Annotated in this window: 14 protein-coding genes and 1 other annotated feature; of the genes, 10 read left to right on the top strand and 4 right to left on the bottom strand. The window is 55.9% G+C overall.

Annotated elements, in window-relative coordinates; translation table 11 throughout:
- Window positions 1-58 precede the first annotated feature (58 nt).
- On the top strand, window positions 59-1,000 hold the full coding sequence (locus ACUTSW_RS07840; protein ID WP_445584085.1) for a LysR family transcriptional regulator: 942 nt from the start codon (window positions 59-61) through the stop codon (window positions 998-1,000).
- Here ACUTSW_RS07840 and ACUTSW_RS07845 read toward each other — a convergent pair.
- Entirely contained in the window at window positions 993-1,817 is an 825-nt protein-coding gene (locus ACUTSW_RS07845; protein ID WP_062870331.1) for an SDR family oxidoreductase, read from the bottom strand. The two genes, ACUTSW_RS07840 and ACUTSW_RS07845, sit on opposite strands and share 8 nt — an antisense overlap.
- A gap of 229 nt (window positions 1,818-2,046) precedes the next feature.
- Between ACUTSW_RS07845 and hisL the strand changes: the two genes are divergently transcribed.
- From hisL to hisIE, 9 genes are all read left to right on the top strand, one after another.
- On the top strand, window positions 2,047-2,094 hold the full coding sequence (gene hisL, locus ACUTSW_RS07850) for a his operon leader peptide (RefSeq protein WP_110605893.1): 48 nt from the start codon (window positions 2,047-2,049) through the stop codon (window positions 2,092-2,094).
- Window positions 2,070-2,196, top strand: a sequence feature (His leader region). Its footprint overlaps the gene before it by 25 nt.
- Window positions 2,197-2,266: 70 nt before the next feature.
- A complete protein-coding gene (gene hisG, locus ACUTSW_RS07855; RefSeq protein WP_004942454.1) occupies window positions 2,267-3,166 on the top strand; it encodes an ATP phosphoribosyltransferase in 900 nt (299 codons plus the stop codon).
- Window positions 3,167-3,170: 4 nt separating this feature from the next.
- Window positions 3,171-4,478, top strand: a complete 1,308-nt coding sequence (hisD, locus tag ACUTSW_RS07860; RefSeq protein WP_063199858.1) for a histidinol dehydrogenase — start codon at window positions 3,171-3,173, stop codon at window positions 4,476-4,478.
- Window positions 4,475-5,563 carry a histidinol-phosphate transaminase gene (hisC, locus tag ACUTSW_RS07865; protein ID WP_445584086.1) on the top strand — a complete coding sequence of 363 codons (1,089 nt, stop codon included), beginning with the start codon at window positions 4,475-4,477 and terminating at the stop codon, window positions 5,561-5,563. The genes hisD and hisC overlap by 4 nt, the downstream gene beginning before the upstream one ends.
- Window positions 5,560-6,627 carry a bifunctional histidinol-phosphatase/imidazoleglycerol-phosphate dehydratase HisB gene (gene hisB, locus ACUTSW_RS07870; RefSeq protein ID WP_006324442.1) on the top strand — a complete coding sequence of 356 codons (1,068 nt, stop codon included), beginning with the start codon at window positions 5,560-5,562 and terminating at the stop codon, window positions 6,625-6,627. Before hisC ends, hisB begins: the two co-directional genes overlap by 4 nt.
- On the top strand, window positions 6,627-7,217 hold the full coding sequence (gene hisH, locus ACUTSW_RS07875) for an imidazole glycerol phosphate synthase subunit HisH (protein WP_006324441.1): 591 nt from the start codon (window positions 6,627-6,629) through the stop codon (window positions 7,215-7,217). The genes hisB and hisH overlap by 1 nt, the downstream gene beginning before the upstream one ends.
- A gap of 5 nt (window positions 7,218-7,222) precedes the next feature.
- Complete coding sequence (gene hisA, locus ACUTSW_RS07880) at window positions 7,223-7,960, top strand: 1-(5-phosphoribosyl)-5-[(5-phosphoribosylamino)methylideneamino]imidazole-4-carboxamide isomerase (RefSeq protein WP_004942443.1); 738 nt, start codon at window positions 7,223-7,225, stop codon at window positions 7,958-7,960.
- Window positions 7,942-8,718, top strand: coding sequence for an imidazole glycerol phosphate synthase subunit HisF (gene hisF / locus ACUTSW_RS07885; RefSeq protein WP_062791475.1), 777 nt, complete (start codon window positions 7,942-7,944; stop codon window positions 8,716-8,718). Before hisA ends, hisF begins: the two co-directional genes overlap by 19 nt.
- Window positions 8,712-9,326, top strand: a complete 615-nt coding sequence (hisIE, locus tag ACUTSW_RS07890) for a bifunctional phosphoribosyl-AMP cyclohydrolase/phosphoribosyl-ATP diphosphatase HisIE (RefSeq protein WP_445584087.1) — start codon at window positions 8,712-8,714, stop codon at window positions 9,324-9,326. Before hisF ends, hisIE begins: the two co-directional genes overlap by 7 nt.
- A gap of 114 nt (window positions 9,327-9,440) precedes the next feature.
- Here hisIE and gndA read toward each other — a convergent pair whose 3' ends face one another.
- From gndA to ACUTSW_RS07905, 3 genes are all read right to left on the bottom strand, one after another.
- A complete protein-coding gene (gndA, locus tag ACUTSW_RS07895) occupies window positions 9,441-10,847 on the bottom strand; it encodes an NADP-dependent phosphogluconate dehydrogenase (RefSeq protein ID WP_062870323.1) in 1,407 nt (468 codons plus the stop codon).
- 208 nt (window positions 10,848-11,055) lie between these two features.
- On the bottom strand, window positions 11,056-12,186 hold the full coding sequence (locus ACUTSW_RS07900; protein WP_445584088.1) for a glycosyltransferase family 4 protein: 1,131 nt from the start codon (window positions 12,184-12,186) through the stop codon (window positions 11,056-11,058).
- Window positions 12,179-13,324, bottom strand: coding sequence for a glycosyltransferase family 4 protein (locus ACUTSW_RS07905; RefSeq protein ID WP_445584089.1), 1,146 nt, complete (start codon window positions 13,322-13,324; stop codon window positions 12,179-12,181). Before ACUTSW_RS07905 ends, ACUTSW_RS07900 begins: the two co-directional genes overlap by 8 nt.
- Window positions 13,325-13,336: the final 12 nt, after the last annotated feature.

A 13,336-nucleotide genomic window follows, 5' to 3' on the forward strand; every position in this document is an offset into this window, starting at 1 on the left:
GCCCATTGCGATGATGTTATCAGAGGGTTAACGGCCGGCTATTCTTGCGGAGGGAAAGGTGCTCACCAACCTAAGCGATATCGATCTCAGACTGCTGCGGGTTTTTGTCGCCGTAGCCGAAGCCCAGGGCGTCAGCGCCGCCCAGGAGACGCTGTTGATGAATCAGTCGACCATCAGCACCCACCTCGCCACGTTGGAGGCCCGGCTGGGTTTTCGCCTGTGCCAACGTGGCCGCTCCGGTTTTATGCTGACCCCGAAAGGGGAACGCATACTGATCGCCTGCCGCAGTCTGTTCAACGCGGCACGCGACTTTACCCGGGTCAGCCAGTCGCTAAATGGGTTGCTGACCGGCGATCTGCAGATCGGCCTGGTGGATAACCTGGTGTCGCTGCCGGGCAATCCGTTCAGTAGCGCCATCAAACATTTTCAGCACCGGCATCAGGATGTTCAGTTGCAGTGCCGGATTTGCGCCCCCGCCGAACTCGAACAGGGGCTGCTGAATCAACAGCTCGATCTGGGGATCGGGTACTTTGGCCAGCAGTTGAATGAATTGCAGTATCAGCCGTGGCTCCAGGAAACGCAGGCGATTTATTGCAGCAGCGATCATCCGCTGTTTACCGTCGAGCAACCGAACCGCGAACAGATCGAAAATGCACGCTGGGTTAAACGTGGCTATCTGCTGGCGCAACGGCTGTGCCCTATCGCACCTTTAAACCTCGGCGCGGTTGCCCACCATATGGAAAGCGTTGCCCATTTAGTGCTTAGCGGGGAATATCTCGGCTACCTGCCGACCCATTACGCTGCGCGCTGGGTGGAACAAGGGGTATTGAAACAATTGGGTGGGCAAGCGCTCTCATATCAGGCGGCGTTAAACCTGGTGACACGGCCCGGCCAGCCGAAGGAGGCGTTGACCGCGTTACTGGAGGATTTAAATCAATTGGCGCGGGAAGCGCAAAAAACAAACCCCGCGACAGCGGGGCTTGAGAGGCGAATTAGTTGACCGGCATACGTGCCGGATCCGGGTACTGGTACTCAAACCCCAGTTCGTTGCAGATGCGGCTGCCGTCCACCAGCCGACCGCCCTGCTCGCTCTCGGCGGCAAACTGTGGCGGGGCCAGATGCAACTGCTCCGCCAGCGCCGGGTAGAATTCGCGCTTGGTCGGATGGGCCGGCGCGCACAGATTATAAACGTGGCCGCCTTTCGGCAGCTTCAGCAGCAGTTGAATGGCCGCAATCACATCATCCTGATGTACCAAATTAACCCCTTGCGAGCCGCCCTTGACGTCTACTTTACCGGCCAGGAAACGGCCAGGGTGACGATCCGCGCCAACCAGCCCCGCCAGACGCAAAATATCCACCGAGGTGTTGGGCAGTTCATGCAGCCAGCGCTCAAGCTCCGCCAACACACGCCCAGAGGGCGTCACCGGCCTCAGCGGAGAATCTTCGCGCACCGTGCCGGCAGTTTCGCCATACACCGAGGTTGAACTGGTAAAAATGATGCGCGACACGCCAAAGGCCATCGCGCTGTCCACCAGCATGCAAACCGCATTGAAGTAGTTTTCGCTGCCTTCTACGGTACGGCGAGCGGGCAGCGTCACCACCAGCGCATCGACACTCAGCAACGGCTCCAGATCGTCCGGATCGCAAATCAGATCAGGCGTCATTTCCAGCCGATAACATTCAATCCCGCTCATGCGCGCGGCCTCGACACCATCCGGCGTAGTTTTACTGCCGACCACGTCAAACCCACGGCTCATCAGCGACAGGGCCAGCGGCATCCCCAGCCAGCCCAGACCAATAATGGCTACCTTTTTCATTATCTTCCTCTCTTGAAGATCGCAGCGCTCTGCCCATTAAGGCTACGCCACTCCGTGAGGTGATACAATCCACCCTGCTTAAGCTTAGGTAAAACCGTGTCTAGCTAATAACCCACCCTGTTTCAATAAATTAAATTTATGACTGTAAAAAAGGGTTGCGCGACAGACAGCGGATAGTTTAGGTTAATTAGCAATTCGGTTTGTACCGACATTTTACAGAGAAAACACCATGACACGCATTCAGTTCAACCACCATCATCACCATCATCCTGACTAGTCTTTCAGGCGATGTGTGCTGGGAGACGGTTTTTTAATCTTCCAGTGGCGCGCAGAATGCAAGAGAGAGCCCTCGGAAGATTTCTTCCGAGGGTTTTTTTTTGGCTCCGGACAGACAGAAAAATAATTTTTACAATAAATTCATAAAATTACAGATTAAAACAGAGGTTACCATGCTGGACAAAACACGTTTACGGATAGCAATGCAGAAATCAGGCCGCCTGAGTGATGAATCCCAGGAACTGCTGGCGCGTTGCGGGATCAAAATCAACCTGCAACAACAACGCCTGATTGCCTTCGCCGAGAATATGCCGATTGATATCCTGCGCGTGCGTGATGACGATATCCCAGGGCTGGTCATGGATGGCGTGGTTGATCTGGGCATCATCGGTGAGAACGTGCTGGAAGAAGAGCTGCTCACCCGTCGCGCCCAGGGCGAAGACCCACGTTACTTCACCCTGCGCCGCCTGGACTTCGGCGGCTGTCGCCTGTCGCTGGCCGCACCGCTCGACAGTGAATACAACGGCCCGCAAAGCCTGCAAGACTCCCGCATCGCCACCTCTTACCCGCACCTGCTGAAGCAATACCTCGACAAACAGGGCGTACGTTTCAAATCTTGCCTGCTGAACGGTTCCGTCGAAGTGGCACCGCGCGCCGGTCTGGCCGACGCTATCTGTGATCTGGTCTCTACCGGCGCAACGCTGGAAGCCAACGGCCTGCGTGAAGTCGAAGTGATTTACCGCTCCAAAGCCTGCCTGATCCAGCGCGACGGCGAAATGCCGGAGGCGAAACAACAGCTGATCGATCGCCTGATGACCCGTATTCAGGGCGTGATCCAGGCACGTGAATCCAAATACATCATGCTGCACGCGCCGAGCGAGCGCCTGGACGAAATCGTCGCGCTGCTGCCGGGTGCCGAGCGCCCTACCATTCTGCCGCTGGCCGGCGCGCAAAACCGCGTGGCAATGCACATGGTCAGCAGTGAAACCCTGTTCTGGGAAACCATGGAGAAACTGAAAGCGCTCGGTGCCAGCTCCATTCTGGTGCTGCCAATTGAGAAGATGATGGAGTAACGCCATGTCGACCTTCAATACCCTCGTCAATTGGGCGGACTGCAGCGAGCAACAACGGGCAGAACTGCTGATGCGCCCGGCGATCGCAGCCGAAGACAGCATCACCCGCACGGTGCGCGAAATCCTCGACAACGTGAAGGCCAAGGGTGACCAGGCACTGCGTGACTACAGCGCCAAATTTGATAAAACCGACGTTGGCGCGCTACGCGTCACCGCAGAACAAATCGCCGCAGCCGGCCCTCGCCTGAGTGACGAGGTCAAGCAGGCGATGGCGGTGGCGGTGGCCAATGTGGAAACCTTCCACAATGCGCAACAACTGCCGCCGGTCGATGTGGAAACCCAACCTGGCGTACGCTGCCAGCAGGTAACCCGCCCGATCGACTCCGTCGGCCTGTATATTCCTGGCGGTTCCGCACCGCTGTTTTCTACCGTGCTGATGCTGGCAACCCCGGCGCGCATCGCCGGCTGCCGCCGCGTGGTGCTCTGTTCGCCGCCGCCGATTGCCGACGAAATTCTCTATGCCGCGCAGTTGTGCGGTGTGCGGGAAGTCTTTCAGGTGGGTGGGGCGCAGGCAATTGCCGCCATGGCGTTCGGCACCGATTCCGTGCCACGGGTGGCGAAAATCTTCGGACCGGGCAATGCCTTTGTCACCGAAGCCAAACGCCAGATCAGTCAACGGCTGGACGGTGCAGCTATCGATATGCCAGCCGGCCCTTCCGAAGTGCTGGTGATCGCCGACAGCGGCGCCACTCCGGCGTTTGTCGCCTCTGACCTGCTGTCGCAGGCGGAACACGGCCCAGACTCCCAGGTGATCCTGCTGACCCCGGACGCGGCCATGGCGCAGGCGGTGGCCGTTGCGGTGGAGCAACAGTTAGCTCAGTTGCCGCGCGCCGAAACCGCCCGTCAGGCGCTGGCCAGCAGCCGACTGATCGTCGCCAAAGATTTGGCCGAGTGCATTGCCATCAGCAACCAATATGGCCCGGAACACCTGATCATTCAGACCCGTAACGCCCGCGAGCTGGTCGACAGCATCACCAGCGCCGGTTCGGTGTTCCTTGGCGACTGGTCGCCGGAGTCCGCCGGTGACTACGCTTCCGGTACCAACCACGTGTTGCCGACTTATGGCTATACCGCCACCTGTTCCAGCCTGGGCCTGGCGGATTTCCAGAAACGCATGACGGTGCAGGAACTGACGCCGCAGGGCTTTATGAATCTGGCGGCCACCATTGAAACGCTGGCCACCGCCGAGCAATTGATTGCCCACAAAAACGCCGTCACCCTGCGCGTTGCCGCCCTGAAGGAGCAAGCATGAGCATAGAAAATCTGGCACGCGCCAACGTTCGCGAGCTGACCCCTTATCAATCGGCACGCCGCCTGGGCGGCAACGGCGACGTGTGGCTGAATGCCAACGAATACCCGACCGCGCCGGAATTCCAACTGACCGCTCAAACCTTTAACCGTTACCCGGAGTGCCAGCCCGCGCTGGTGATCGAGCGCTACGCCGATTACGCCGGGGTTAACAAGGATCAGGTGCTGGTCAGCCGTGGGGCAGATGAAGGCATCGAACTGCTGATTCGCGCGTTCTGCGAGCCGGGCAAAGACGCTATTTTGTTCTGTCCGCCGACCTACGGCATGTACGCCGTCAGCGCCGAAACCTTCGGCGTGGAGCGCCGCACCGTAGCGGCCAAACAGGACTGGCAGTTGGATTTGCCGGCTATCGCCGACAGCCTGGACAACGTGAAACTGATTTATGTCTGCAGCCCGAACAACCCGACCGGCAATCTGATCGATCCCGACGACCTGCGCACGCTGTTGGAGATGGCCAAAGGCAAGGCGATCGTCGCGATTGACGAGGCCTATATCGAATTCTGCCCCCAGGCAAGCTGCGCCGGTTGGTTAAAAGACTACCCGCACCTGGCGATCCTGCGCACTCTGTCGAAGGCCTTCGCGCTGGCCGGCCTGCGCTGTGGTTTTACGTTGGCTAATGAAGATCTCATTACCCTGCTGCTTAAGGTGATTGCACCCTACCCGCTGTCGACGCCAGTGGCCGACATCGCCGCTCAGGCGCTCAGCACCGAAGGGATCCGCACCATGCGTCAGCGCGTTACCGAGATCTCGGCCAACCGCAGTTGGCTGCAACGCGAACTGGAAAACTGCGCCTGCGTTGAACAGGTTTTCACCAGCGACAGCAATTACCTGCTGGCACGATTCACTGCATCAAGTAATGTGTTTAAAACCTTATGGGATCAGGGCATTATCTTAAGAGACCAAAATAAACAGCCTGGGTTGTCCGGTTGCCTGCGCATCACCATAGGCACCCGCGACGAATGCCGGCGTGTCGTTGATGCGCTGTCAGCCCTGCCCGGAGCAACCAAGACTCGCCAGGAGCCAATGTGAGCCAGAAATTCCTCTTTATTGATCGTGACGGTACGCTGATTGCTGAACCGCCGGAAGACTTCCAGGTCGATCGCCTGGACAAGCTGGCGCTGGAGCCGGACGTGATCCCTTCGCTGTTGAGTTTGCAGCAGGCCGGTTACCAACTGGTGATGATCACCAATCAGGATGGCCTCGGCACCGCCAGTTTCCCGCAGGAAACCTTCGATGCGCCACATGGCCTGATGATGCAGATCCTCAGCTCACAGGGCGTTCACTTTGAAGATATCCTGATCTGTCCGCATCTGCCGGCGGACAACTGCGACTGCCGCAAGCCGAAGACCGCGCTGGTGAAAGGCTATCTGGAGCCGGGCGTGATGGATACCGCCCACAGCTATGTGATCGGCGATCGCCCGACCGACGTTCAGTTGGCGGAAAACATGGGTATTCAGGGGCTGCGCTATCAGCGCGACACGTTGGGCTGGAAAGAGATCACTCGCCAATTGACCCAACGTGACCGCCACGCGCGGGTTAATCGCGTCACCAAAGAAACGCAGATCGACGTCAACGTTTGGCTGGATCGCGAAGGCGGCAGCAAGATCAAGACCGGCGTCGGCTTCTTCGACCACATGCTGGATCAGATCGCCACCCACGGCGGCTTCCGCATGGACATCGACGTGAAAGGCGACCTGTATATCGACGATCACCACACGGTAGAAGACACCGGCCTGGCGCTCGGCGAAGCCTTGAACAAAGCGCTGGGCGACAAGCGCGGCATCGCCCGTTTCGGCTTCGTGCTGCCAATGGACGAGTGCCTGGCGCGCTGCGCGCTGGATATCTCCGGCCGCCCGCACCTGGAATATAAAGCCGAGTTCAACTACCAGCGCGTCGGCGATCTCAGCACCGAAATGGTCGAACACTTCTTCCGTTCGCTGTCATACACCATGGGCTGCACACTGCACCTGAAAACCAAAGGCAAAAACGACCACCACCGGGTCGAAAGCCTGTTCAAAGTGTTTGGCCGCACGCTGCGCCAGGCGATCCGCGTTGAGGGCAACACCCTCCCGAGTTCGAAAGGAGTGCTGTGATGAACGTGGTGATTCTGGACACCGGCTGCGCCAACCTTTCGTCTGTCACCTATGCGGTGCAGCGGTTGGGTTACCAGCCGGAGGTGAGCCGTGATCCGGAGATCGTGCTGCGCGCCGACAAGCTGTTCCTGCCGGGCGTCGGCACCGCGCAGGCGGCGATGGATCAATTGAAAGAGCGCGAGCTGATTGATCTGATCAAAGCCTGCACCCAGCCGGTGCTGGGTATTTGCCTCGGCATGCAGTTGCTGGCGAAAAGCAGCGAAGAAAGCGGCGGCATCAACACGCTGGGCATTATCGACACGCCGGTGGTGCAGATGACCGACTTCGGTCTGCCGTTGCCGCACATGGGCTGGAATCAGGTTTCCGCGCAGGCGGGTCACCATCTGTTCCGCGGTATCGAAGACGGTGCCTACTTTTACTTCGTTCACAGCTATGCGATGCCGATATGCTCAAGCACCATCGCCCAGGCGAACTACGGCGAGCCCTTCACCGCCGCCGTGCAAAAAGACAATTTCTTCGGCGTGCAGTTTCATCCAGAGCGATCTGGAGCGGCCGGCGCGCAGCTGTTGAAAAACTTTCTGGAGATGTAGGCAGCATGATTATTCCGGCTTTGGATTTGATCGACGGTAACGTGGTGCGTTTGCATCAGGGCGATTATGGTCAGCAGCGCGACTACGGCAACGATCCGCGCTCACGTCTGCAGGACTATCAACAACAGGGCGCGCAAGTCTTGCATCTGGTCGACTTGACTGGCGCCAAGGATCCGGCGGCGCGCCAGATCCCGCTGCTGCGCAAACTGCTGGCAGGGGTTGACGTACCGGTACAGGTCGGCGGCGGTATTCGCACCGAGCAGGACGTCTCGGCCCTGCTCGAGGCGGGCGCGACTCGGGTCGTCATCGGTTCCACGGCGGTCAAACAGCCGCAACTGGTGCAGGGTTGGTTCGAACGCTACGGCGCGGAAGCCCTGGTGCTGGCGCTGGATGTACGCATCGACGCCGAAGGTACCAAGCACGTGGCGATCAGCGGCTGGCAGGAGAACTCCGACGCCACGCTGGAACAGGTGGTCGAGCAGTTCCTGCCCTACGGCCTGAAGCATGTGCTGTGCACCGACATTTCGCGTGACGGCACGTTGGCCGGCTCTAACGTGGCGCTGTATCAGGAAATCAGCCGTCGCTATCCGCAGATCGCCTTCCAGGCATCGGGCGGTATCGGCAACCTGGATGATATCGCCCAGTTACGCGGCAGCGGCGTTGAGGGCGTCATCGTAGGCCGCGCCCTGCTGGAAGGTAAATTTAGCGTTGAGGAGGCTATCGCATGCTGGCAAAACGGATAATTCCCTGTCTGGATGTGAAAGACGGGCAGGTAGTGAAAGGCGTGCAGTTCCGCAACCATGAGATCATCGGCGATATCGTGCCGTTGGCGCAACGCTATGCGCAAGAAGGCGCGGACGAGTTGGTGTTCTACGATATTACCGCCTCCAGCGATGGCCGGGTGGTAGACAAGAGCTGGGTGTCGCGCGTGGCGGAGGTGATCGATATTCCCTTCTGCGTCGCCGGCGGGATTAAAAGCCTGGAAGATGCCAGCCAGATCCTCTCTTTCGGCGCCGACAAGATTTCCATTAACTCACCGGCGCTGGCCGACCCGACGTTGATTAGCCGCCTGGCGGATCGCTTTGGCGTGCAGTGCATCGTGGTAGGGATTGATACCTGGTTCGAAGCCGACACCGGCAAGTATCACGTTAATCAATACACCGGCGACGAAAGCCGCACCCGCGTCACAGAGTGGGAAACCCTGGACTGGGTTAAGGAAGTGCAAAAACGTGGCGCCGGCGAGATTGTGCTGAACATGATGAATCAGGACGGCGTGCGCAACGGTTACGATCTGGAACAGCTCCGGCGGGTGAGAGACGTGTGCAAAGTGCCGCTGATTGCCTCCGGCGGTGCGGGCACCATGGAACACTTTCTGGAAGCGTTTCGCGATGCGGACGTCGACGGCGCACTGGCCGCTTCGGTGTTCCACAAGCAAATCATTAATATCGGCGAACTGAAAAAGTTCCTGGCAGACCTTGGCGTGGAGATTCGCGTGTGTTAACAGAACAACAAAGAAACCAGCTGGACTGGGAAAAAACCGGGAGCCTGCTGCCGGTTATCGTTCAGCACGCCGTGTCCGGCGAAGTGCTGATGCTCGGTTATATGAACCAGGAAGCGCTGGCCACCACCGAACAGAGCGGCAAGGTCACCTTTTTCTCTCGCACCAAACAGCGACTGTGGACCAAGGGCGAAAGCTCCGGCCATTTCCTGAATGTGGTCAGCATCACCCCCGATTGCGACAACGATACGCTGTTGATTTTGGCCAACCCGATTGGCCCAACCTGCCACCTGGGCAACAGCAGCTGCTTCCACCCGGCCACCAGCGATTGGGGTTTTCTGTATCAGTTGGAGCAACTGTTGGCGGAACGCAAGACCGCCAGCCCGGACAGCTCTTACACCGCCAGCCTGTACGCCAGCGGCACCAAGCGCATTGCGCAGAAAGTTGGCGAAGAAGGTGTGGAGACCGCGCTGGCCGCAACGGTGAACGATCGTGAAGAGTTGACCAACGAGGCTTCAGATCTGATTTATCACCTGCTGGTGCTGCTGCAGGATCAGGATCTGGATTTGAGCAAGGTGATTGGCCGGCTGCGCGAGCGGCACCAGAAATAATCCTGACTCACAGGGGGTAAAGATATTTGCCCCTGATTTATGCGCGTGCAGCGGGAAATAAAAAAGCCGCCGGGTTTAATGCCGGCGGCTTTTTTTATGCTTCAAACGTCGGGATTATTCCATCCATTCGGTATGGAATACGCCTTCTTTGTCGATACGTTTGTAAGTGTGGGCACCGAAGTAGTCGCGCTGCGCCTGGATCAGGTTGGCTGGCAGAACGGCTGAACGGTAGCTGTCGTAGTACGCGATGGCGGCAGAGAAGGTCGGCGTTGGGATGCCGTTCTGCACCGCGTAGGACACCACATCACGCAGCGCTTGCTGATATTCGTCAGCGATCTGCTTGAAGTATGGCGCCAGCAGCAGGTTGGCGATGTCGGCATTGTCTGCGTAAGCGTCGGTGATTTTCTGCAGGAACTGAGCGCGGATGATGCAACCGGCGCGGAAGATCTTGGCGATATCGCCGTAGTGCAGATCCCAGTTATTTTCCTGAGAAGCCGCTTTCAACTGAGAGAAGCCCTGCGCATAAGAAACGATTTTGCCCAGGTACAGCGCACGGCGCACTTTCTCGATGAATTCAGCTTTGTCGCCGCTGACTGGCGCAGCTTTAGGACCGGTCAGCACTTTAGACGCGGCAACGCGTTGGTCTTTCAGTGAGGACAGGTAACGTGCGAAAACGGATTCGGTGATCAGAGACAGCGGTTCGCCCAGATCCAGAGAGCTCTGGCTGGTCCATTTGCCGGTGCCTTTGTTGGCCGCTTCATCCAGGATCACATCAACCAGGTATTTACCTTCTTCGTCTTTCTTGGTGAAGATGTCTTTGGTGATGTCGATCAGGTAGCTGTTCAGTTCGCCTTTGTTCCACTCGGCGAAGGTCTCAGCCAACTCTTCGTTGTTCAGGTTCAGCGCCTGTTTCAACAGGGAATAGGCTTCTGCGATCAGCTGCATGTCGCCGTATTCGATGCCGTTGTGCACCATCTTCACGTAGTGGCCGGCACCGTCAGCGCCGATGTAGGTCACGCAAGGCTCGCCTTCGGCAACCGCAGCGATCTTCTTCAGGATTGGCGCCACCAGCTCATAAGCTTCTTTCTGGCCGCCAGGCATGATTGAAGGCCCTTTCAACGCGCCCTCTTCGCCACCGGAAACGCCGGTACCGATGAAGTTGAAGCCTTGATCAGACAGTTCGCGGTTACGACGGATGGTGTCCTGATAGTAGGTGTTGCCACCGTCGATCAGAATGTCACCTTTATCCAGGTGCGGAGTCAGGGAAGCAATGGTTTTGTCTGTCGCTTCACCCGCCTTCACCATCAGCAAAATGCGGCGTGGTTTTTCCAGCGATTCGACAAACTCTTCGACGGTGTAGAACGGCGCCAGGTTTTTGCCCGGATTCTCAGCAATAACTTCGTCAGTCTTGTCGCCTGAGCGGTTAAAGATGGAAACGGTATAACCACGGCTTTCGATGTTCAGTGCCAGATTGCGGCCCATCACCGCCATGCCGACAACGCCGATTTGTTGCTTGGACATTTAGGAACTCCTGTCTGAGGATGACACCTGTTAACGGCCCATGGCCAACAGGTTTTTGATGTGGCAAACATGTTAACTCAGGATGGCTCCACGTGGGTAGTGATTGGTGCGATAGGTCACATATCTCGTTTAAATTTTCAGTAACTGCCTGACATAGTTCACAAAACAAGCAACCGTCTAAGACCAACAGGACGCCATCCAACCTGTTTCAGTCGAGCTCGCTTTGGCGTCCCAGCAGGGATCTGTAGATTTTCGTATACTCCTCAACCATTTGCTTGGAAGTAAACATTTCCTCGTAGCGCTCATACGCCTTATTGCCGAACAGTTCTGCCAACTCTGGATTGGCCCACAACTTATCCATGGCTTTTCGCAAGGCCGAGGGATCCGATGGGGGAATCACCACCCCGGTCTGGTTATCGATATTAATGAAGGTGGTGCCAGTGCCGATTTCACTGGAAATCATAGGTTTTCGGTACATGGCGCCTTCCAGCAGCGATATGCCAAATGCCTCTGAACGCAAATGTGAAGGAAACACAATGCCATAACACAGCATCAACAGTGCCGTTTTATCCTCATCCGGCAACGCCCCAAGAAAATGGACGTTTTTCAGCCCCAAATTTTGGGCCTGTTCGCGCAATTCACTTTCTATCGGCCCTGCCCCTACAATCACGATCGGATAGGCTGCGCCAATGGCAGCCTCAAGCAGGATATGTAAACCTTTGTAATAACGCAGCGTACCGATAAACAGGAAGAAAGGCTCGCCGATCTGCCGTTGCCATTTATCAAGCCGACTCTGTTCCGGTAAGGGATACGTCGCTTTGTCCAGGCCAATCGGGATTACGGTGACTTTGTCTTTGAAGGTTTCCAATACGTCACTGGTGGCAACATAGTTCGGCGACGTCGCAACAATACAATCTATCTTACGCAAAAAAAGGTACATCAGCGGTTTATAGAGCCACAGAAGGTTTTTTTGTCTAATTATATCAGAATGATAGCTGACTACCGTCGGTTTCTTAACCCCAGACAGGAAGTGCACCAGGTCCATGTAAGGCCAAGGGAAATGGTAGTGAATAAGATCCGCTTGTTCGCTGAGCTCTTTAAACTTCTTTATGACGCGAAGCGAGAAAGGGTTAGACGCGATGCTAAAATCTTGTCTGACTTTATGGGCGGTATGCTGTGAAATAACTTCGCAACTATCCTTATCCGCAGGCGTCACAGACAGAACCTCTGTCGATATGCCTTTCTCGACACCACCTTCAGCAAGCTGATATATCACTTGCTCGATGCCGCCGAAAGAATCTGGATAATAAGTTTTATAAAAATGAAGTACTTTAATCATTATTGGCCAGTTTTTGATAAACATCTAAAGTTTTACGAGTGCAACTTTGCCAGGAAAACGTTGCTGCATTTGACAACCCTAGCTCGACAGCTTCTTTACGCCACTGTTCATCAGTCAGGCCCCTGATGATGAGCTGTGTCAATGAACTGATATCATCTGGAGCATGGGTCAAAGCCGCGTTGCCCACCACCTCCGGCAAAGAGGAACTGTTGGAACAGACGACCGGGGTTCCTGAACTCATTGCTTCCAATACAGGGAGCCCGAAACCTTCATAATGCGAAGGAAAAACGAAGAGGTTGGCGGCAGAGTACAATAACGGTAATTCTTCTGCGGCAACAAAACCCAGATGTTTAAGCCAGCCCTCACGCTGTCCTTTTTCGATTTCCTGCATGATGTCATCATTACGCCATCCCTTATAACCGGAGAGAACTAACGGATAGCGAGTGCGTAGCTCGCTAGGTAAGTTTCTATAGGCATTAATTAAGGAAAGGATATTCTTTCTCGGCTCAATGGTACCAACAAATAAGGTGAAGGCTTTATAGCCTAAACCAAATTTTTTTAAAACGCTGGACACCTGCTCTGCCTTGCGCGGGTAAAAATCAGGAGAGCTTGCCAGATGGACCGTATGAATTTTTTCAAGCGGGTAGTCAAAATATTCATGAATCTCATTACGAATATAGTTCGATACCGTTATGAGACCATTGGCGCGGGACAACGCGCTTAATATTTCTTTCTTGGTAAAACGGTTCCTTTTGGGATCAAAGCAGTGCTCCCATTTAAAGGGAGAAAGATCATGAAACGTTGCAACGGAGGGGCCTTCAAAAGGAGGGAGAAAAAAGTTAGGGCCATGGTAAAGGCAGCGCTCATAGCCACGCAACGCCTTTTTTTTGAGCTGCGGCATCAGCAATCTATAGGCTTCAATAGCCAGCGAGTTGCTTTGCACAATTCTTTTTAACCGGTGCCCCCCATCAGATGTATTTTTTGCTGTAGGAATATCTGATAAAAAGCGAGTACTGGAAAAAAAATGAAGCTCTTCAATTTCGTTGCTACTTTGCAAGCCCTTTGCCAACTCATAGGTATAACGCCCTATGCCCGTCAGCGGAAACTTGATTGGCTCAACAGAAAGAATTATTTTCATCTAGAGTCATAT

This window comes from Serratia sp. TSA_198.1, from assembly GCF_052686505.1.